Annotated in this window: 20 protein-coding genes; 12 read left to right on the forward strand and 8 right to left on the reverse strand. The window is 68.9% G+C overall.

The features are described from left to right. The first annotated feature begins 12 nt into the window (after positions 1 to 12). Positions 13 to 1,734, forward strand: a complete 1,722-nt coding sequence (ptsP, locus tag N800_RS08520) for a phosphoenolpyruvate--protein phosphotransferase (protein WP_036136974.1) — start codon at positions 13 to 15, stop codon at positions 1,732 to 1,734. A 170-nt stretch (positions 1,735 to 1,904) separates the two neighbouring features. Further along, positions 1,905 to 3,266, forward strand: a complete 1,362-nt coding sequence (gene mgtE, locus N800_RS08525; RefSeq protein ID WP_036136976.1) for a magnesium transporter — start codon at positions 1,905 to 1,907, stop codon at positions 3,264 to 3,266. A gap of 102 nt (positions 3,267 to 3,368) precedes the next feature. Here mgtE and N800_RS08530 read toward each other — a convergent pair whose 3' ends face one another. The 3 genes from N800_RS08530 to N800_RS08540 are packed head-to-tail and all read right to left on the reverse strand — an operon-like array spanning position 3,369 to position 5,355. Continuing rightward, positions 3,369 to 4,319: an aspartate carbamoyltransferase catalytic subunit gene (locus N800_RS08530; protein WP_036136978.1), complete on the reverse strand. Its 951-nt coding sequence runs from the start codon at positions 4,317 to 4,319 to the stop codon at positions 3,369 to 3,371. Beyond that, positions 4,316 to 4,792 (reverse strand): Holliday junction resolvase RuvX, encoded by a 477-nt coding sequence (gene ruvX / locus N800_RS08535; RefSeq protein ID WP_036136981.1) that lies wholly within the window; start codon positions 4,790 to 4,792, stop codon positions 4,316 to 4,318. Before ruvX ends, N800_RS08530 begins: the two co-directional genes overlap by 4 nt. Continuing rightward, a complete protein-coding gene (locus N800_RS08540) occupies positions 4,789 to 5,355 on the reverse strand; it encodes a YqgE/AlgH family protein (RefSeq protein ID WP_036136984.1) in 567 nt (188 codons plus the stop codon). The genes ruvX and N800_RS08540 overlap by 4 nt, the downstream gene beginning before the upstream one ends. 52 nt (positions 5,356 to 5,407) lie before the next feature. On the opposite strand from N800_RS08540, the gene N800_RS08545 reads away from it, so the two are divergent. Genes N800_RS08545 through N800_RS08555 form a run of 3 tightly spaced genes read left to right on the forward strand, consistent with a single transcriptional unit; the run spans position 5,408 to position 8,993 of the window. Then, positions 5,408 to 7,198: a DUF4153 domain-containing protein gene (locus tag N800_RS08545; protein WP_052108072.1), complete on the forward strand. Its 1,791-nt coding sequence runs from the start codon at positions 5,408 to 5,410 to the stop codon at positions 7,196 to 7,198. A 6-nt stretch (positions 7,199 to 7,204) separates the two neighbouring features. Continuing rightward, complete coding sequence (locus tag N800_RS08550) at positions 7,205 to 7,759, forward strand: DNA-3-methyladenine glycosylase I (RefSeq protein ID WP_036136987.1); 555 nt, start codon at positions 7,205 to 7,207, stop codon at positions 7,757 to 7,759. A 40-nt stretch (positions 7,760 to 7,799) separates the two neighbouring features. After that, on the forward strand, positions 7,800 to 8,993 hold the full coding sequence (locus N800_RS08555) for a threonine aldolase family protein (RefSeq protein WP_052108074.1): 1,194 nt from the start codon (positions 7,800 to 7,802) through the stop codon (positions 8,991 to 8,993). Between the two features lie 7 nt (positions 8,994 to 9,000). Here the strand turns inward: N800_RS08555 and N800_RS08560 are convergent, their stop codons facing one another. Next, complete coding sequence (locus N800_RS08560; RefSeq protein WP_036136990.1) at positions 9,001 to 10,131, reverse strand: PilT/PilU family type 4a pilus ATPase; 1,131 nt, start codon at positions 10,129 to 10,131, stop codon at positions 9,001 to 9,003. A 71-nt stretch (positions 10,132 to 10,202) separates the two neighbouring features. After that, positions 10,203 to 11,240, reverse strand: coding sequence for a type IV pilus twitching motility protein PilT (locus tag N800_RS08565; RefSeq protein WP_036136993.1), 1,038 nt, complete (start codon positions 11,238 to 11,240; stop codon positions 10,203 to 10,205). 108 nt (positions 11,241 to 11,348) lie between these two features. On the opposite strand from N800_RS08565, the gene N800_RS08570 reads away from it, so the two are divergent. The 3 genes from N800_RS08570 (at position 11,349) to N800_RS16085 (ending at position 13,579) form a co-directional block, all read left to right on the forward strand. After that, the gene (locus N800_RS08570) at positions 11,349 to 12,047 is read left to right on the forward strand and encodes a YggS family pyridoxal phosphate-dependent enzyme (protein ID WP_084087375.1); all 699 of its coding nucleotides are present in this window, start codon (positions 11,349 to 11,351) and stop codon (positions 12,045 to 12,047) included. A 104-nt stretch (positions 12,048 to 12,151) separates the two neighbouring features. Then, a complete protein-coding gene (gene proC / locus N800_RS08575) occupies positions 12,152 to 12,982 on the forward strand; it encodes a pyrroline-5-carboxylate reductase (RefSeq protein WP_036136995.1) in 831 nt (276 codons plus the stop codon). A 231-nt stretch (positions 12,983 to 13,213) separates the two neighbouring features. Next, on the forward strand, positions 13,214 to 13,579 hold the full coding sequence (locus tag N800_RS16085) for a DUF4426 domain-containing protein (protein ID WP_198032500.1): 366 nt from the start codon (positions 13,214 to 13,216) through the stop codon (positions 13,577 to 13,579). On the opposite strand, the gene N800_RS08585 is transcribed toward N800_RS16085, so the two are convergent. The 3 genes from N800_RS08585 to N800_RS08595 form a co-directional block, all read right to left on the reverse strand. After that, the gene (locus N800_RS08585; protein ID WP_052108075.1) at positions 13,554 to 14,381 is read right to left on the reverse strand and encodes an ABC transporter substrate-binding protein; all 828 of its coding nucleotides are present in this window, start codon (positions 14,379 to 14,381) and stop codon (positions 13,554 to 13,556) included. The genes N800_RS16085 and N800_RS08585 overlap by 26 nt on opposite strands. Positions 14,382 to 14,420: 39 nt before the next feature. Continuing rightward, positions 14,421 to 15,023 carry a pyridoxamine 5'-phosphate oxidase gene (gene pdxH, locus N800_RS08590; protein WP_036137080.1) on the reverse strand — a complete coding sequence of 201 codons (603 nt, stop codon included), beginning with the start codon at positions 15,021 to 15,023 and terminating at the stop codon, positions 14,421 to 14,423. 91 nt (positions 15,024 to 15,114) lie between these two features. Beyond that, a complete protein-coding gene (locus tag N800_RS08595) occupies positions 15,115 to 15,318 on the reverse strand; it encodes a dodecin family protein (RefSeq protein WP_036137001.1) in 204 nt (67 codons plus the stop codon). 133 nt (positions 15,319 to 15,451) lie between these two features. Between N800_RS08595 and N800_RS08600 the strand changes: the two genes are divergently transcribed. The 4 genes from N800_RS08600 (at position 15,452) to hemE (ending at position 18,606) form a co-directional block, all read left to right on the forward strand. Beyond that, on the forward strand, positions 15,452 to 15,994 hold the full coding sequence (locus N800_RS08600) for a shikimate kinase (RefSeq protein WP_036137003.1): 543 nt from the start codon (positions 15,452 to 15,454) through the stop codon (positions 15,992 to 15,994). Beyond that, a complete protein-coding gene (gene aroB / locus N800_RS08605; protein WP_156962923.1) occupies positions 15,991 to 17,097 on the forward strand; it encodes a 3-dehydroquinate synthase in 1,107 nt (368 codons plus the stop codon). The genes N800_RS08600 and aroB overlap by 4 nt, the downstream gene beginning before the upstream one ends. Positions 17,098 to 17,124: 27 nt before the next feature. Continuing rightward, positions 17,125 to 17,379 carry a WGR domain-containing protein gene (locus N800_RS08610; protein ID WP_036137008.1) on the forward strand — a complete coding sequence of 85 codons (255 nt, stop codon included), beginning with the start codon at positions 17,125 to 17,127 and terminating at the stop codon, positions 17,377 to 17,379. 147 nt (positions 17,380 to 17,526) lie between these two features. Continuing rightward, the gene (gene hemE, locus N800_RS08615) at positions 17,527 to 18,606 is read left to right on the forward strand and encodes a uroporphyrinogen decarboxylase (protein ID WP_036137011.1); all 1,080 of its coding nucleotides are present in this window, start codon (positions 17,527 to 17,529) and stop codon (positions 18,604 to 18,606) included. Positions 18,607 to 18,627 lie beyond the last annotated feature (21 nt).

Below are 18,627 nucleotides of genomic sequence, written 5' to 3' on the forward strand. Positions count from 1 at the left end.
CGGAGCCCGGGGATGAGGCAGGTGTTCAATGGACTGGGGGCGTCGCGCGGCAGCGCGCTGGGACGTGCCCGGGTCCGCCTGCCGCATGCACTGGAGGTGGCTGAGGAACACATCCACAGCAACCAGGTTGAAGGCGAGCTGGCGCGCCTGCACGAGGCCATCGACGTCGTGCGTGCCGAGATGCATGCCCTCAGGGAACGCCTGCACGGCGCGCTCGCCCATGAGGTGGGCGAGTTCCTCGATCTGCACACCCTGCTGCTGGACGACCCCGAACTGCTGCAGGGCCTGGATGCGCTGATCCGCACCGGCCGCTACACCGCCGACTACGCGCTACGGCTGCAACGTGACCGCATCGCCTCGGTGTTCGAGGCGATGGACGACGATTATTTCCGCAGCCGCGTGGACGACATCGACCAGGTCATCGGTCGCATCCACGCCGCGCTGCACCGGCGCGGGGCCGAGACGGCCGGCGTGGCCGGCGAGATCCTGATCACCGACAACGTGGCCCCCGCCGAACTGGCACAACTGCAGGCGCAGGGCGTGGTGGCCATCGTTACCGCCGGGGGCAGCACGCTCTCGCACAGCGCCATCCTCGCGCGCAGCCTGCACCTGCCGCTGGTGGTCGGTGCGGCGCAGGCACTGCAGAAGATCAACGACGGCGACGCGCTGATCGTCGACGGTGGCAGCGGCCTGGTGGTGCTCGAACCCGGCCCCGGAGACCTGCGCGACCACCGCACCCGCGAGCGCGAGTACATCCGCGAGCGCAAGGAGCTGCATCGCCTGCGCCGCGAACCCACGCGCACGCGCGATGGCCACGACATCCAGCTGCACGCCAACGCCGAGTCGCGTGAGGACGTGGCCGAGGCGCATGCGCTCGGCGCCAGCGGCATCGGGCTGTACCGCACCGAGTTCCTGTTCCTGCAGCGCCATGAACTGCCGGACGAGGAAGAGCAGTTCCGCGCCTACCGCGACGTGGTGCTGGGCATGAGCGGTCGCCCGGTGACCATCCGCACCCTGGACCTGGGCGCGGACAAGGCCGACCGCACCGGGCTGGCGCTGCGCGACGAACCCAATCCCGCGCTGGGCCTGCGCGGTGTGCGCCTGTCGATGGCGCGCAGCGGCCTGCTCGACACCCAGCTGCGAGCCGCGTTGCGCGCTTCCGGCTACGGGCCGATCCGCATCCTGGTGCCGATGGTCACCTCGCGCGAGGAGATCGCGACGGTGCGCACGCGCATCAAGCTGATCGGCCGCGACCTGCGCACCCAGGGCTACGAGATCGCCGATTACGTGCCGCTGGGCGCGATGATCGAAGTGCCAGCCGCCGCGATCGCGCTGCCGGGCTACATCGGCAAGCTGGACTTCCTGTCCATCGGCACCAACGATCTGGTGCAGTACCTGCTCGCCGCCGACCGCAACAACGAAGCGTTGGCCGAGTTGTACACGCCACTGCATCCGGCAGTGATCCGCCTGGTGCGCGACGTGATCCGGCTGGCACATGCCCGCGGCAAATCCGTGGCGGTGTGCGGCGAGATGGCCGGCGACCCGGCCTTCACCCCGTTGCTGCTGGCGTTGGGCCTGAATGAGTTCAGCCTGCACCCCGGCACCTTGCTGGAGGTGCGACGTCGCATCCGCGAATGCGACCTTGCCACGCTGAAGAAGCGTGTTCCCGCGCTGATGCGCGCGCGCGACCGCAGCGACATCGAGGCTTGGGTGGCCCGCGCCTGCGCCGATTAGGGCACTGCCCTCCACAGCCGGGGTGTGCAGCGTCGCGATCACGGGCGATAATGTGCGCATGAACGCATGACGCCCGGTCGCACCCGTCGTCGCCCGCATGAGGCGATGGTTGCGGCTCCCCGCAGGAACGGCCCCCGGCCGCTTCCCCGAGACCGCCCACGGAGCGCCGCATGGCCGAAGCCATCCGCCACGACAAGACCGCACGCCAGCTGCGTCTGCTTTCGGACGCGCTCGACAGCGGCCGGCTGGGCCCGGTCAAGCGGCTGGTCAACACCCTGTCCCCGGCGGAGATCGGCAACCTGCTCGAGTCGCTGCCGCCGGGCAAGCGCACGGTGGTGTGGGGCCTGGTCGATCCCGAGGACGACGGTGAGGTGCTGCTGCACGTGGGCGAGGACGTCCGCGAGAACCTCATCGCCGACATGGATCCGGACGAGCTGGTCGCGGCGGTCGAGGATCTCGACATCGACGACCTAGCCGACCTGGTCGAGGACCTGCCGGACACCGTCATCGACGAAGTGCTCAAGTCGATGGACCGCGAGAACCGCGACCGACTGGAGCAGGTGCTGTCGTACCCGGAGGACACCGCCGGCCGCCTGATGAATCCCGACGTGGTGACGGTGCGCACCGACACCACCGTGGACGTGGTACTGCGCTACCTGCGCCTGCGCGGCGAGCTGCCGGACCACACCGACCACCTGTACGTGGTCAGCCGCCGCCACCAGTACCTGGGCCGCATCGCGGTCACCGCGCTGCTGACCCACGAACCGGGCACGCCGATCAACAAGCTGGTGGACGACGAACAGCCGGCCATCGATGTCGGCGAGACCGCCACCGAGGTGGCGCGCCAGTTCTCCGACCACGACTGGATCAGCGCGCCGGTGGTGGACGACAACAACATCCTGCTCGGCCGCATCACCATCGACGACGTGGTCGACATCATCCGCGAGCAGGCCGAGCACCAGGCGCTGGGCGCCGCTGGCCTGGACGAGGACGAGGACCTGTTCTCACCGGTGCCGCGCGCGTGGCGCCGCCGCCTGATGTGGCTCAGCATCAACCTGGGCACGGCATTCCTCGCCGCCAAGGTGGTCGACAGCTTCAAGGGCACCATCGACGAACTGGTCGCGCTCGCGGTGCTGATGCCCATCGTCGCCGGCATGGGCGGCAATGCCGGCACCCAGGTACTGGCGCTGATGGTGCGCGGCCTGGCGCTGGGCCAGGTGGGCGCGTCCAACATCCGCACGCTCATGTGGAAGGAAGCGCGCGTCGCCCTGCTGAACGGGCTCGTGCTGGGCCTGGTGCTGGCGCTGATCGTGCTGGCCTGGTTCCAGGACATCGGTCTGTCGCTGGTGATCTTCACCGCATTGACCGCCAACCTGCTGTTCGCCGCGCTGGCCGGCGTGATGGTGCCGGTGACGCTCAAGCGCGCAGGCTACGACCCGGCGCTGGCGAGCAGCATCTTCCTCACCACCGTCACCGACGTGATGGGATTCTTTACCTTCCTCGGGCTTGCGACGCTGTTGCTGGTGCGCTGAGCATCGCCCGCGAACGTATTCGGCGCGCGACACCAAACACAACCAGGCGGGTGCGCTGCAGGAACCGTGGCGCACGGCGCGCGCACGGCCGCACAGCGACCTTCAACGGGCCAGTAGTGCCTCCAGCACCGCCATGCGTGCCGCCACGCCGTTGCTCACCTGGCGCAGGATCAACGACTGCGGGCCATCGGCCACCTCGTCGGTGATTTCCACGCCACGGTTCATCGGGCCGGGATGCATCACCACCGCATCGGGCGCGGCACGGCGCAGGCGTGTTGCGGTCAGGCCGTAGTCGCGGTGGTAATCGTCCAGCGAGTCCACCAGTCCCTCTTCCATGCGCTCGCGTTGCAGGCGCAGCATCATCGCCACGTCCACGCCTTCCAGTGCGGCGTCGAGGTCGTGGGTGACCGTGCAGCCCGCCAGCGTGCCGTCGTCGGGCAACAGCGATGCCGGGGCGCAGACGCGGATGTCAATCGACCCGCCCTCTGCTGCCCCGAGCGTGCGCAGCGCGTGCAGGTCGGAACGCGCCACGCGCGAATGCTTCACGTCACCGACGATCGCGATCTTCAGCCGCGAGAAGTCCGCACCCTTGGCCTGGCGCAGGGTCAGCATGTCGAGCAGGCCCTGGGTCGGATGGTTGCTACGGCCGTCGCCGGCATTGAGCAGGGCGGTGTCGGCGTTGGCCGCCGCGGCCAGTTCGGCCACCGCGCCATCCTGCTTGTGGCGCACGACGAAACCGCGCACGCCCATCGCCTCCAGGTTCTTCAGCGTGTCGCGCGCAGTCTCGCCCTTGCTGGTGGACGAGGACGAGGCATCGAAACTGAGCACGTCGGCGCCCAACCGCTGCGCCGCCAGGGTGAAGCTCATGCGCGTGCGGGTGGATGGCTCGAAGAACAGCGTGCACACCGCGGTGCCAGCCAGCGCGCCCCGCGCGTCGTGGCCTTCGGCGAAATGCTGCGCGCGATCAAGCAGCGCGGACAACTGCGCGCGCGGCATGCCGTCGAGGGTGAGCAGGTGGCGCAGCGCGCCGGAAGCATCGGTCTGGGGAATCATGCGGGGGGCAGGTCGGTAAGCGGTGTGGCGTCATCCGGAGAGGCGAGCCAGCGTTCGATGATCACGGCCGCGGCCACCGCGTCCAGCGCCTCGGCATCGCGGCGGCGCTTGCGGCCCTCGGCACGGTCGCTGGCGAAGCGCTGCGCGGCCTCGATGGAGCTGGAGCGTTCGTCCACCAGCACCACCGGCAGCTTGCAGCGGCCGTGCAGTTCGCGGGCAAAGGCGTGGGCGCGGGCGCGGATGGGCTGGTCGCCGCCATCAAGGGTCATTGGGTCGCCAATCACAATTCCGTCGGGGCGCCATTCCTTGAGTAGACGATCGATGGCCGGCCAGTCGGGGCCATTGGCGTGCACATCCACCACGGCCAGCGCGCGCGCGCCGTGGCCGAAGGCGCTGCCCACGGCCACACCGATGCGGCGGGCACCCACGTCGAAGCCCAGCACCGTGCCATCGCGGCGGATCGTTGCGGTCATGCGTGCCCGGCGTAATCAGCCAGGTGGGCGAAGTCGACACCGATGCGACCCGCCGCCGCTTGCCAGCGCGCCTCCAGCGGCAGCGCGAACAGCAGCTCGGCGTCCACCGGCGCGGTCAGCCAGTCGTTCTCCGTGAGTTCGTGCTCCAGCTGGCCTTGGCCCCAACCCGCACAGCCCAGCGCCACGATGGCATGCGCTGGGCCTTCGCCCTTGGCCATCGCCTCCAGGATGTCGCGCGAGGTGGTGAGGAACAACGCTTCGCTGACCTGCAGCGAGGAGTCCCAACGCATGCCGCCGTCGTGCAGCACGAAGCCGCGCTCCGGGTGCACCGGCCCGCCGGCCAGCACGATCTGCGCGGCCATCGCCGGGTCATGCGCTTCCAACCCCATCTGGCCGAGCACGTCGCCCAGGGTGTATTCGGACGCCTTGTTGACCATGATGCCCATCGCGCCGTCGTCGTCGTGCTGGCACACCAGGGTCACGCTGCGCGCGAAATTGCCGTCCGCCAGCGCCGGCAGCGCGATCAGCAACTGGTTGGTCAGGGGCGTGGGCATGAGCGACATGCGCCCATTCTAGCCCGTGCCATACTCGGGGCGACATTCACGGACGAGCCTCATGAGCGAAAGCCCCGACCTGCCCGCCCGGAGCCGGCCCTTCGTCGTACTGGTCGCCCTGTTGCAAGGCCTGTTGCTGTACCTGGCCGAGACTGGCCGCGAGCACGGCTGGTGGCCGTTCGATGGCCTCGGCGGCCTCGTTTGCTGGTACACGCTGGTGCTGTCGGTCCCCACCCTGATGACGCTGTCGGTGCAGGAGCTACGCGACCGGCTGTTCTGGCAGCATGCCCTTGGCGCCACGGCGGTATTCGGCGCGCTGGCCGCATGGGCCGGCTGGAGCGCGACCGGGGCCCCCGGGCTGGCCAGCGGCCGCGTGCTGGCGCCGTTTGGCCTGACCATGGCCGCGGCGCTGTTCGTCGCCCTGCCCTATCTGCAGAGCCGGCTGCAGTACCGACGCTGGAGTGCGCCCTATCCCGACCTGTTCGAGCACGCTTGGCAGAACGCACTGACCCTGCTGCTCACCCTGTTGTTCGTGGGCATCTGCTGGGGCGTGCTGACGCTGTGGGCGCAGCTGTTCGCGCTGATCAAGATCACCTTCTTCAAGACCCTGTTCCGCGAAGAGCCGTTCGTGTACCTGGCCACCGGCACGATGGCGGGGCTGGGTGTCCTCATCGGGCGCACCCAACGCCGCCCGGTACAGGTGGCGCGGCAGATCGTGTTCGCGATCTTCAAGGGTCTGCTGCCGCTGCTGGCACTGATCATGCTGACCTTCGTCGCCAGCCTGCCGTTCACGGGCGAGGAGGCGCTGTGGAACACGCAGTCGGCGGCCTCGATCCTGATGAGCGTGCTGATCCTGCTGGCGTTGTTCATCAACGCTGTCTACCAGGATGGCGGAGGCGCACCACCCTACCCGGCCTGGTTGCGCCATGCGGTGGATGCGGCGCTGGTGGTGTCGCCGGTGTACGCGGGACTCGCGCTGTACGCGCTGTGGTTGCGCGTGCACCAGTACGGCTGGACCGCCGAACGCGTGTGGGCGACGCTGCTGGCGCTGGTGCTCGCGGGCCACGCGCTGGGCTATGCGTGGGCGGCGCTGAAGCGCGGCGACGGCTGGCTGCGCCCGCTGCCGAAGGTCAACGTGGCCCTGTCATTGGGCGCAATGGCAATTGCACTGCTGGTCAATTCACCGCTGCTGGACCCGCACGGCATCGCCATCCGCGACCAGATCGCCCGGCTGCGGGACGGCCGCACCCAAAGTGACGCCATCGATTTCGACTACCTGCGCTTCCATGCGGGGCGTCGCGGCTACGAGGCCGCGCAGGCGCTACAGCACGAGCCGGCCATCACCCGCGATGCGGAACGGCTGGCGGAGTTGCGCCGCGTGCTCAAGCGCACCACGCCTTATGGCGCATGGAAGAGCGACGAGGAACTGCGCCGCACCGCCATCACCCGGGTGGACGATGCACGCACGCTGCTGCATCCCGCCACCGGCGCAGAGCCATTGGACCTGGCATGGCTGGAGGCCCTGGTGGCGCATCGGTTGGATGCGGGCGCGTGCCTCCAGCGCGACGCCGACTGCGTGGTACTCAGCCCCGACCTGGACGGGGATGGCCAGCGCGAACGCCTGCTCTGCGACGCGGGCCGGCCCTGGGGCGTGACCTGCCAACTGCACACCCGGGACCTGCAGGGATGGCACGACGCTGCCTCACTGCACCTGCCGGGCGATGCGACCAAACTGGGACGGGCCCTCCGCGCCGGCCAGCTCACGCCACGCCCGCGGCGCTGGCCGGACATCGAAGTGGCCGGGGAACGCGCCGCGTTCTCGTCCGAGGCCGTACGCGCGACAGTCGACTGAACCGCCATGTCATCCTATTGTGATTTCGCCACCGGGCATCCCCTCCACGGCCCCTACCACGACACCGAGTACGGCTTCCCGCACCGCGACGAGGCGGTGCTGTTCGAGCGTCTGGTGCTGGAGATCAACCAGGCTGGGCTGAGCTGGGAAACCATCCTGAAAAAGCGCGAGGGCTTCCGCCGCGCCTACGATGGCTTCGACGTGGACACCGTGGCCGCCTACGGTCCGCGCGACCGCGAGCGCCTGTTGGCCGACCCGGGGATCATCCGCAACCGGCTGAAGGTGGAGGCGGCCATCCACAACGCACAGGTGGTGCAACGGTTGCGGACGTCGCACGGCGGCTTTGCCGACTGGTTGGACGCGCACCTGCTGGACGCCGGGAGTGCCCGCGACAAGGCGGGCTGGGTGAAGTTGTTCAAGCGCACCTTCCGCTTCACCGGCGGGGAGATCACCGGCGAGTTCCTGATGAGCCTGGGTTACCTGCCGGGCACGCACCGCGCGGATTGCCCGGTCCACGCGCGGATCGCCGAACTGCAGCCGCCGTGGATGCGGGCGCGGTGACGTCCACGCTGGAAGAGATCACACCCATGGAGAGGTATTGATGGATCGTCGACGTTTCCTTGCCGCTGGCGGCTTGACCGCGGCATCACCGTTGTTCGCGCATGCCGCCACAGCGGCCTTTCCGGGCGCCCGAACCACTGCCATTGGCGGGCAGGCACGACCGGAGGCCACGCCCACGATGTTCACCCAGGTCAACTTCATCGCTGATGGATTGAACCTGCGCCCCGCCGAGTACGCCGCACTGCTGGCGGAGACCGTGGCGGGCGGCGACGTCGAGGCCGACAATTACAGCCTTGGCGGCGCCATCGAGCAGTTGGAGCAGACCTTTGCCCGCCTGCTGGGCAAGGAGGCCGCCATGTTCGTGCCCACCGGCACGCTGGCCAACCATCTTGCCGTGCGCACGCTGGCCGGCAATGACCGCCGGGTGCTGGTCCAGGCCGAAAGCCACCTCTACGCCGACAGTGGGGACGGAGCCACCACGCTCAGCGGCCTCAACCTGATCCCACTGTTACCGGGAGCGGTGACGCTGACGGTGGATGACGTTCGGCCGTGGGTGGAGCGCTCTGTCGGCGGCCGGGTGCCCGGCAAGATCGGCGCAATTTCCGTGGAAAGTCCGGTGCGCAGGCTGGGCCATCGCATGGCCGACTTCAGCGAGTTGCAACGGCTAAGCACCTACGCCCGCGGACAGGGCATCCGCATGCACCTGGATGGCGCGCGGCTGTTCAACCTGCCGCAGCACTCCGGCCACACCGTCCACGATTACACCCAGCTTTTCGACACGGTGTACGTGTCGCTCTGGAAGCACTTCAACGCCGCCAGTGGTGCCATCCTCGCTGGCGATGCCGCGTTGATCAACGGCCTGTATCACACGCGCCGCATGTTTGGCGGTTCATTGCCACACGCGTGGCCGCAGGTCGCTGTGGCGCAACGCTTCGCCGCCACCTACCAGCAGGACTATGCGAAGGCGTGGCAGGCAGCGGAGGCGATCATCGCGCAACTGCGGGCGGACGGGCGGTTCGCCATTCGCAAGCTTGAAGATGGCACCAGCCTTTTCTACATGACGGTGGCTGGAGCAGACCATCAAAAGCTGGCTGCACGCGCCCGCGCGCGCGGCGTGACCTTGGCACCGCCGCCTTCCGGTCAAAGCGAATTCACGATGCAGGTGAATACCAGCCTGCTGCGCATGCCGCCCGCCAAGGTGGCGGGCGTACTGATCGACGCCCTGGCCGGCTGAGCCGGCCTCAGCGCACCTCGGCCAAGTCAACGCCATCCAGGCCGGCAGACAGGGTCTTGGCATCGCCGCCCTGCGCCAGCTTGATGCGCAGGCGCACCTCGTTCTGGCTGTCGGCGTAGCGCAGCGCATCCTCGTAGGTGATCTCACCGGCCTGGTACAGCTCGAACAGGGCCTGGTCGAAGGTCTTCATGCCCAGCTGCACGGACTCCTTCATCACTTCCTTGAGCTTGTGGATCTCGCCGTCGCGGATGTAGTCCTGCACCAGCGGCGTGCCCAGCAGGATCTCCATCGCCACGCGGCGGCCCTTGCCATCCGGGGTCGGGATCAGCTGTTGTGCGACCACGCCCTTGATGTTGAGCGACAGGTCCATCAGCAACTGGCCGCGGCGGTCCTCGGGGAAGAAGTTGATGATGCGGTCCATCGCCTGGTTGGCGTTGTTGGCGTGCAGCGTGCACAGCACCAGGTGGCCGGTTTCGGCAAAGGCGATGGCGTGGTCCATGCCCTCGCGGGTACGCACCTCGCCGATCATGATCACGTCCGGTGCCTGGCGCAGGGTGTTCTTCAGCGCCGCTTCCCAGCTCTCGGTGTCGATGCCGACCTCGCGCTGGGTGATGATGCAGCCCTCGTGCTTGTGCACGAATTCGATCGGGTCCTCGATCGTGATGATGTGGCCGGTCGAGTTCATGTTGCGGTAGCCGATCATCGCCGCCAGCGAGGTGGACTTACCCGTACCGGTCGCGCCGACGAAGATGATGATGCCGCGCTTGGTCATCGCCAGCGTCTTGATGATCGGCGGCAGGTTCAGCTCTTCCACCGTCGGGATCTTGGTCTCGATGCGGCGCAGGACCATGCCGACCTGGTTGCGCTGGTAGAAGCACGACACGCGGAAGCGGCCCACGCCGGACACGCCGATGGCGAAGTTGCACTCGTGGGTTTTCTCGAACTCCTCGCGCTGCTGCGGCGTCATCACGTTCAGCACCAGGTCGCGACTCTGTTGCGGCGTAAGCGCGGTCTGGGTGATGGGCGAGATCTTGCCGTGCACCTTCATCGAGGGCGGCATGCCGGCGGTGATGAACAGGTCCGAGGCCTTCTGGTGGGCCATCAGCTTGAGGAACGAGGTGAAATCGATGGTGCTCATCCGGTACTCCCTTGCCGCGCGCCCCTGGGCGACACGGCGTACAAATCAATGAAACGCGGCGACGCGCGCCGTCACTCGAACAGCCGCTTGTCCTTCGCGTACTCCCGCGCCTGCGGGCGCAGGATCAGGCCGCGCTTGACCAGGTCCTGCAGGTGCTGGTCCAGGGTCATCATGCCGGCCGCCTGGCCGGTCTGGATGGCCGAGTACATCTGCGCCACTTTGTCCTCGCGGATCAGGTTGCGGATGGCCGGGGTGCCGACCATGATTTCCCACGCCGCGGTACGGCCACCGCCCACCTTCTTCAGCAGCGCCTGGCTGATCACCGCACGCAGCGACTCCGACAGCATCGAGCGGACCATCGGCTTCTCGCCGGCGGGGAACACGTCGATGATGCGGTCGATGGTCTTGGCCGCCGACGAGGTGTGCAGGGTGGCGAACACCAGGTGGCCGGTCTCCGCCGCGGTCAGCGCCAGGCGGATCGTCTCGATGTCGCGCATTTCGCCGACCAGGATGTAGTCCGGGTCCTCACGCAGCGCGCTGCGCAGCGCCTCGTTGAAGCCGTGCGTGTCGCGGTGCACTTCTCGCTGGTTGATCAGGCACTTCTGCGAGGTATGCACGAACTCGATCGGGTCTTCGACCGACAGCACGTGGCCATACTCGTTCTTGTTGATGTGGTCGATCATCGCCGCCAGCGTGGTCGACTTGCCCGAACCCGTCGGGCCGGTGACCAGGATCAGGCCCTGCGGCTGGTCGATCAGGTCCTTGAAGATCTTCGGGCAATTCAGATCCTCCAGGGTCAGCACCTCGGACGGAATGGTACGGAACACCGCACCGGCGCCGCGGTTCTGGTTGAAGGCGTTGACGCGGAAACGCGCCAGCCCCGGGATCTCGAACGAGAAGTCGACCTCGAGGAACTCCTCGTAGTCGCGGCGCTGCTTGTCCGACATGATGTCGTACACCAGCGCGTGCACCTGCTTGTGCTCCAGCGCCGGGATGTTGATGCGGCGGACGTCGCCGTCCACGCGGATCATCGGCGGCAAACCAGCCGACAGGTGAAGGTCAGAAGCCTTGTTCTTGACCGAGAACGCCAACAGTTCGGCGATATCCATGCGTGCTCCCCCGCACTGCGTCGGAACCGGTCGCGCGACCGGCAAGTTGGAACGATACTACCCCTTGCGAAGCAGTATAGACCTGTACCTGTGTCGCCAATCCATCCCATGGACGAGACCACCGACGAGCTGGCGCGCGCCCTTCAGGGCGTACTCCGGCAACTGGATAACGCAGCCTGTTCAGCCAAGCGGCCAACGCCGCGGCTGCTGGCGGTCAGCAAGACCCAACCGGCGGCGCGGGTGGCGGTACTGGCCGCGGCCGGCCATCGCGCCTTTGGCGAAAACTATGTGCAGGAAGCGGCGACCAAGATCGCTGCACTGGCGTCACTGGGGCTGGAGTGGCACCTGATCGGCCACCTGCAGTCGAACAAGGCCAAGGACGCGGCGGAACTGTTCGACTGGGTGCAGACAGTGGACCGGGCCAAGCTGGTAACGGCGCTGGCCCGCCACCGCAGCGCTGAACGGCCGCCGCTGAACGTGCTGGTGCAGGTCAATATCGATGACGAGGCGAGCAAGCACGGGTGCCGGCCCGATGAGGTGGCGGCACTCGCGGAGGCCATCGCTGCCGAGCCGCGGCTGCGACTGCGGGGACTGATGGCCATTCCCACGCCGTGGCCGGACCTGGAGAAGCGCCGCGCGGCCTTTGCCCAGGTGCGGCAGCTGTACGAAGCGCTGCAGCAGGCCCATCCCGGGGTGGATACCCTGTCGATGGGCATGAGCGAGGACCATGCCGTGGCCATCGCCGAAGGTGCGACCATGGTGCGCGTGGGCACGGCCCTGTTCGGGCGTCGCCCGGCCGCCGGATAGGCGCTGCCCGTGCGGACCCCGCGCATACCCGGCGTCCCGGCCATGCACGCCATGCCGGTCGCGTCTTATCACCCCGACCCCCATCCCGGACAGCAGGAAGCCCCATGAACCATCAATCTCCTGCCAGCCTCGCCTTCATCGGCGGCGGCAACATGGCCCGCAGCCTGATCGGCGGCCTCGTGGCCCGCGGCGCGGACCCGACCACGATCCGCGTCGCCGAGCCCGTGGATGCGCTGCGGCATGCAATGCAACAGGACTTCGGCGTCCACACCTTCGACCACGCGGCCGATGCGGTGCAGGGCGCGGACGCCTGGGTGTTGGCGGTGAAACCGCAGGTCATGCGCGCCGTCTGCGAAGCGCTGACTACGCAGGCCCAGGCCACGCGGCCGCTGGTGGTGTCCATCGCCGCCGGCATCACCGCCGGGCAACTGGACCGCTGGCTGGGAGGCTCATTGGCGGTGGTCCGCGCCATGCCCAACACGCCGGCACTGCTCGGTGCGGGCGTGACGGGCCTGTTTGCCAATGCCGCGACCGACAACGCGGGCCGGGCCCGTGCCGCGGCGCTGCTCGGCGCGGTGGGCGCCACAGTGTGGATCGACGACGAGCACCTGATGGACGCGGTGACCGCGGTATCCGGCAGCGGCCCGGCCTACGTGTTCCTGCTGGCCGAGGCCATGCAGCAGGCCGGTGAGGCGCAGGGACTGGACCCCGCCGCGGCGCGGGTGCTGGCGGCGCAGACCCTGCTGGGCGCGGCGCGCATGCTGACCGAGCGCGAGGAACCGGCCGACGTGCTGCGTGCCCGCGTCACCTCGCCGGGCGGCACGACGCAGGCGGCCATCGAAACCTTCGAGGCGGGTGGCTTCCGCGGGCTGGTGGCCAGGGCCATCGACGCGGCCACCACCCGCGGTCGCGAACTGTCCGCCGCCAACGACTGAGTCACCGGGAGTGTTGCCATGATGCCCAGTTCCACGCCGATGTTGCCTCCCAGCGCATGCCTTGCCCTGGGCAACCACTCCGGCAGCCCACTCCCGTTGGCGCGGCGCCGTCGTGTGGCCGCCACTTGGATACCCCTGCTCACCTGCCTGCTACTGGGTGGCTGCGGCGGCGATACCGGCCCCGCCGGTCCGCCCGCTGCCGCGACTGCTCCCTCTGCACCGCAGGAGGCCGTGACCCGGATCGGCGACGTGACCATCCGCGCGAGCGTGGTGCAGACCTCCACCCTGCCCGACACGGTGGCCATGCAGTACGGCATCGAGCGCAGCGACCGCCTCGCCCTGCTGCTGGTGGCCGTGCGCCAAGGGCCGGAAGCGCAGGAAACCGCGCTGCCGGCAACCATCACCGCCACCGCCACCGACCTGCGCGGCCGACGCCAGGACATTCCGATGCGCGAGTTGCGCACCGGCGACCTGCTCGATTACGTGGGCACCGCCGAGATCGACCTGCCCGACACCATGCGCTTCGAGCTCACCATCGTGCGCGAAGGCGGCGCCCGGTCGACGATGCAGTTCAACCGCGAGTTCTATCCGCGCTGACCGTGCGCGGGTCGTCCCCGCGCGCCCAAGCCTGCACCACTGCGGCGATCTCGCGCACGCCATCGGTCAGCGCCGCGGGCCCCGGCTGCAGGATCGCGGGTGACTTGATCTCGTGCAGCCAACCGCCGCGCACTGCGGGGACCGTCTCCCAGCCCGGGCGCGCGGCCACCTTCTCGGGCCGGAACTTCTTGCCGCACCACGAGCCCAGCACGATGTCCGGCGCGCGGGCCACCACCTCGTCGCCATTGGCCAGGATGCGGCCCTTGGCCAGCGACTCGGTGGCGCGTTCGGGAAAGACGTCGTCGCCGCCGGCAATGCGCACCAGCTCGGACACCCAGCGGATGCCGGTGATCAGCGGGTCGTCCCATTCCTCGAAATAGACCTTGGGTCGGCGCGGCAGGCGTGCGGCTGCGTCGGCGATGGCGTCGAGGCCCCGCTGCAGCTCGTCGGCATAGGCAATCGCGCGCTCTGCGGCGCCCACCATGGCACCCAGGCGGCGGATGTAATCGAGGATGCCATCCACGCTGCGGTGGTTGCTGATCCACACTTCCACGCCATGGCGGATCAGTTCGGCGGCGATGTCGGCCTGGATGTCGGAGAAACCGATGACGAAATCCGGCTGCAGCTTCAGGATCTCGCCGATCTTCGCGCTGGTGAAGGCACTGACCTTGGGCTTTTCCTTGCGCGCAATGGCCGGGCGCACGGTGAAGCCGCTGATGCCGACGATGCGGTGCTGCTCACCGAGCGCGTACAGCGTCTCGGTGGGCTCTTCGGTCAGGCAGACAATGCGTTGGGGTCCCATCGCGCCATTCTGCCCAAGGCTTCGGGCCGGCGACAGCGATTACGGGTACAACATGCGCCGCGACCACGCGCCAACGGCGTCGACTTCGTAATGCTGCCGCTCGTGCAGGCGGAAATCGGCGCCGTACCAGAACTCGATGGTCTCCGGCTTGACCCGGAAACCGGTCCAGCGCGGTGGGCGCGCGACTTCGCGGCCATCGAACTCGCGCTCGGCGTCGGCCAGCCGCTGTTCAAAGGTGTCCCGGTCGGGCAGGGTCTGCGACTGCTTCGATGCCCACGCGCCCAGCTGGCTGACCCGCGGCCGCGAGGCGAAGTATGCGTCGGCCTCGGCATCGGACACGATTTCCACCGCCCCCTCGATGCGCACCTGCACGCCGTTGCGCACGCGTGGCCAGTGGAACAACAGCGCGGCGTGCGGATTTGCCTGCAACTCCCGACCCTTGCGCCCATCCAGGTGGGTGTAGAAGACGAAGCCGCGACGGTCGCGCGACTTGAGCAGGACCACCCGCGCCGAAGGCCGCCCCTGCGGCGTGGCGGTGGCCACGGTCATGGCGGTGGGGTCGGGTTCACCGGCCGTGGCGGCCTCGGCGAACAGGGTGTCGAAGGTGGCGAGGGCTTCGCCCAGCAGGTCGGTCGTGTCCATGCTGCGCATTGTGCGCCATCCCCCCAGTCCGCCGCCTGATCCGGATCAACCTGCGACGGGCGGCGCGCCTTGGCACCGCCCGCCCATGTCCTTACTCGACAACGAACGAAACCCGCATGTTGACCCGCCATTCGGTGACGTTGCCGTCGTTGTCGGTCACCACCTTGACCTCATTGACCCAGGCACCCTTGATGTTCTTCACCGATTCGGCGCATTTCTTCAGGCCGCTTTTCACTGCGTCCTCCATGCTGGCCTTGGACGATGCATTGAGCTCGATGACCTTGGCGATGGCCATGGCAAACCTCCTGTGGCCCGCGACCGGGCTGGCGCGGAACTCCGACCCTAGGCGTGGAAGCGTTAAGGCCGCGCAGTCAGTTGCGCCCGCAACCAGCCCGTGCCCGCCGCCGGCGCACGCCTACAATGGGGGAATGAAGCCCGCTGCCAATCTCGTCCTTGTCGGCCCGATGGGCGCGGGCAAGACCACGCTGGGCCACGCGCTGGCCGAGCGCCTGGGCCTGCATCTGCACGACCTGGACCGGGCGGTGGAACTGGCGGCCGGCGCCAGCGTGGCCGATCTGTTCGCCCGCGAAGGCGAGGCCGGCTTCCGCACCCGCGAAAAGGCCAAGCTGGCCGAGCTGCTGGCGGGCGATGGCGCGCTGGTCGCCACCGGCGGCGGCGCGGTGCTGGACGCCGACAACCGCCGCATCCTGCGCGCCCGCGGCTTCGTGGTGTACCTGCCGGTGGACGTGGCCACGCAACTGGCGCGGCTGGCCGGTGACCACACCCGCCCGTTGCTGGCGCGGCCGGACCGTGAACAGGTGCTGCAAGACCTTGCCGCCCTGCGCACGCCGTTGTACCGGGAAGTGGCGGACCTGGTCTTCGACACGACCGGATTGGCGGCCGAAGACGCTGCGGCACAACTGGCCGACCGGTTGGCCACTCAATGGATGCGCCAGGGAGCAACCGCATGAACACGGTACGCACGGTCAAGGTAAGCGGCGACTATCACTACACCATCGCCATCGGCGCGGGCCTGCTGGACGATGCTCCCCGTCTGGCGCACACCCTGCGTGGCCGCCACGTGCTGCTGGTGAGCGATGGCAACGTCGCACCACTGTACGCCGACAAGGTCGAGGCGGCATTGGCCGCCGCACGCCCGGACCTGGTGGTCCGCCGTTTCGTGATCCCGCCCGGCGAACAGGAGAAGACCCTCGCCCGCTTCGGCGAATGCATCGAAGCGCTGGCCGCCATGGGCGCCACCCGCGACGCCACGGTGCTGGCCCTCGGTGGCGGCGTGGTGGGCGACCTGGCCGGCTTCGCCGCCGCCTGCTGGATGCGGGGCGTCGACTGCGTGCAACTGCCGACATCACTGCTGGCCATGGTGGACTCCTCGGTGGGCGGCAAGACCGCGGTGGACCTGCCGGCGGGCAAGAACCTGGTCGGCGCCTTCCACCCGCCGCGCGCAGTGATCGCCGACACCGCGACCCTGCACACCCTGCCGGAGCGCGAGCTGCGCGCAGGCCTGGCCGAAGTGGTGAAGTACGGCGCGATCTTCGACGCCGGGTTCCTGCATTGGATCGAGGCCCATGCCGAATCGCTGCTGGCCGGCGACGAGGCGGCGCTGTCCTACGCCATCGCCCATTCGTGCGAGCACAAGGCCGACGTGGTGGCGCGTGATCCGTTCGAGCACGGCGACCGCGCGATGCTCAACTTCGGCCACACCTTTGGCCACGCCATCGAGACCGAGCAGGGCTACGCCGGTACCACCGGCGCCGGGCTCAACCATGGCGAGGCGGTGGCGGTGGGGATGGTGCTGGCCGCCCGGCTGTCGGCCGCACTGGGCATGGCCCCCGACGCCGACGCCGAACGCCTGCAGGCGTTGCTGCAGCGGCTGGGACTGCCCACTGCGATCCCGGCAGGACTGGCGCCCGATGCATTGCTGGCCCGCATGCAGCTGGACAAGAAGGCCGACGCGCGCGGCCTGCGGCTGGTGCTGTGGAACGGCGCGGGCAAGGCCTGCATCGTGTCGGGCGTGGCCGAGAACGCAGTGTTGCGGGCTCTGGCGCACGGCTGAGCCGCGCTGCCGCTACAATGCCGGGCCATGCGCCTGCTCCTGCAACAACGGCCTGACGGCCCCGAAGCCCCGCGCTTCGTGCAACTGATGCTGCAACCCGACCTGTTGGGCGGGTGGACGCTGGTGCGCGAGTCCGGGCAGATCGGCGGCCGCAGCCAGCTGCGCCGTGACCAGTTCATGGACCAGGACAGCGCCTTGGCCGCGCTGGAGAAAGCGCGCGACCAGCACATCAAGCGCGGCTACCAGTTGATGTTCACCCAGGGCGCGGACGCGCCGCGGTGAGCGGTGCGATTAGCCGCAACCTGTCCCTCGCCGCGCCGGCAACACCTTGGCAGCGACGGCGAACCGCCCGCGCGGCGACCGCGACCCCCTCTTTTTTCGCCCCACTCCTTGACCGAACCGCGCCCACACGCGCTTGAGGACTACTGCATGACCGCCAACGCCCCACTGACCAACGACCGCTTCCTTCGCGCCCTTCGCCGCGAGCCGGTCGACTGCACGCCGGTGTGGCTGATGCGCCAAGCGGGCCGCTACCTGCCGGAGTACCGCGCCACCCGCTCGGCCGCCGGCAGTTTCCTCAACATGGCCAAGAACCCGGAACTGGCCTGCGAAGTGACCCTGCAGCCGCTGCGCCGCTTCCCGCTGGACGCCGCGATCCTGTTCTCCGACATCCTGACCGTGCCCGACGCGATGGGCCTGGGCCTGTATTTCGTCGAAGGCGAAGGCCCCAAGTTCGAACGCCCGGTGCGCAGCGCTGCCGACATCGCCAGGCTGGCTGTACCGGACATGGGCACCGAACTGCGCTACGTGACCGACGCGGTCAGCCTGATCCGCCGCGAGCTCAACGGCAGCGTGCCGTTGATCGGCTTCTCCGGCAGCCCTTGGACGCTGGCCTGCTACATGGTCGAAGGCGGCGGCAGCAAGGACTTCGCGCGGGTGAAGTCGCTGGCGCTCAACGACCCGGCCGCGATGCACCAGCTGCTGGAGGTCACCACCGACGCCGTGATCGCCTACCTGTCCGCGCAGCGCGCGGCGGGCGCGCAGGCGCTGCAGGTATTCGACACCTGGGGCGGCGTGCTGTCGCCGGCGATGTACCGCGAATTCTCGCTGCGCTACCTCAAGCGCATCGCGCAGGAGCTGCCGCGCGGCGAAGGCGCCGACCGCACCCCGCTGATCCTGTTCGGCAAGGGCAACGGCGCTTACGTGGAAGAACTGGCCGCCACCGGCACCGAAGGCGTGGGCATCGACTGGACCGTGGACCTGGGCGATGCGGCGCGCCGCACCGGCGGCAAGGTCGCCCTGCAGGGCAATCTGGACCCGGTAACGCTGTACGCCTCGCCCGACGCCATCCGCGCCGAAGTCGGACGGGCCCTGGACAGCTACCGCGAGGGCAACGGCGGCTCGCGCGAAGGCCACGTGTTCAACCTCGGCCACGGCATGTCGCCGGACATGAACCCCGAGCACGTCGCCGTGCTGGTCGACGCGGTGCACGCACTCAGCCGTCGCTGAGCGCGCGATCGCTCTCGACAC

Origin of the sequence: Lysobacter daejeonensis GH1-9 (genome assembly GCF_000768355.1) — a bacterium.
Taxonomy (GTDB): domain Bacteria; phylum Pseudomonadota; class Gammaproteobacteria; order Xanthomonadales; family Xanthomonadaceae; genus Aerolutibacter; species Aerolutibacter daejeonensis.

Bases quoted from the DNA above. Each gene is read 5' to 3' on its own strand.
- ruvX (WP_036136981.1), bottom strand. From the start codon at position 4,792: ATGACCGCAACGATCCGCCGCGATGGCACGGTGCTGGGCTTCGACGTG.
- N800_RS08600 (WP_036137003.1), top strand. From the start codon at position 15,452: ATGAAGCCCGCTGCCAATCTCGTCCTTGTCGGCCCGATGGGCGCGGGC.
- N800_RS08555 (WP_052108074.1), top strand. From the start codon at position 7,800: ATGGATCGTCGACGTTTCCTTGCCGCTGGCGGCTTGACCGCGGCATCA.
- N800_RS08530 (WP_036136978.1), bottom strand. From the start codon at position 4,319: ATGATTCCCCAGACCGATGCTTCCGGCGCGCTGCGCCACCTGCTCACC.
- ptsP (WP_036136974.1), top strand. From the start codon at position 13: ATGAGGCAGGTGTTCAATGGACTGGGGGCGTCGCGCGGCAGCGCGCTG.
- N800_RS08540 (WP_036136984.1), bottom strand. From the start codon at position 5,355: ATGTCGCTCATGCCCACGCCCCTGACCAACCAGTTGCTGATCGCGCTG.
- N800_RS08545 (WP_052108072.1), top strand. From the start codon at position 5,408: ATGAGCGAAAGCCCCGACCTGCCCGCCCGGAGCCGGCCCTTCGTCGTA.
- N800_RS08550 (WP_036136987.1), top strand. From the start codon at position 7,205: ATGTCATCCTATTGTGATTTCGCCACCGGGCATCCCCTCCACGGCCCC.
- N800_RS08565 (WP_036136993.1), bottom strand. From the start codon at position 11,240: ATGGATATCGCCGAACTGTTGGCGTTCTCGGTCAAGAACAAGGCTTCT.
- mgtE (WP_036136976.1), top strand. From the start codon at position 1,905: ATGGCCGAAGCCATCCGCCACGACAAGACCGCACGCCAGCTGCGTCTG.
- N800_RS08610 (WP_036137008.1), top strand. From the start codon at position 17,125: ATGCGCCTGCTCCTGCAACAACGGCCTGACGGCCCCGAAGCCCCGCGC.
- N800_RS08570 (WP_084087375.1), top strand. From the start codon at position 11,349: ATGGACGAGACCACCGACGAGCTGGCGCGCGCCCTTCAGGGCGTACTC.
- proC (WP_036136995.1), top strand. From the start codon at position 12,152: ATGAACCATCAATCTCCTGCCAGCCTCGCCTTCATCGGCGGCGGCAAC.
- hemE (WP_036137011.1), top strand. From the start codon at position 17,527: ATGACCGCCAACGCCCCACTGACCAACGACCGCTTCCTTCGCGCCCTT.
- aroB (WP_156962923.1), top strand. From the start codon at position 15,991: ATGAACACGGTACGCACGGTCAAGGTAAGCGGCGACTATCACTACACC.
- N800_RS08595 (WP_036137001.1), bottom strand. From the start codon at position 15,318: ATGGCCATCGCCAAGGTCATCGAGCTCAATGCATCGTCCAAGGCCAGC.
- pdxH (WP_036137080.1), bottom strand. From the start codon at position 15,023: ATGGACACGACCGACCTGCTGGGCGAAGCCCTCGCCACCTTCGACACC.
- N800_RS08585 (WP_052108075.1), bottom strand. From the start codon at position 14,381: ATGGGACCCCAACGCATTGTCTGCCTGACCGAAGAGCCCACCGAGACG.
- N800_RS08560 (WP_036136990.1), bottom strand. From the start codon at position 10,131: ATGAGCACCATCGATTTCACCTCGTTCCTCAAGCTGATGGCCCACCAG.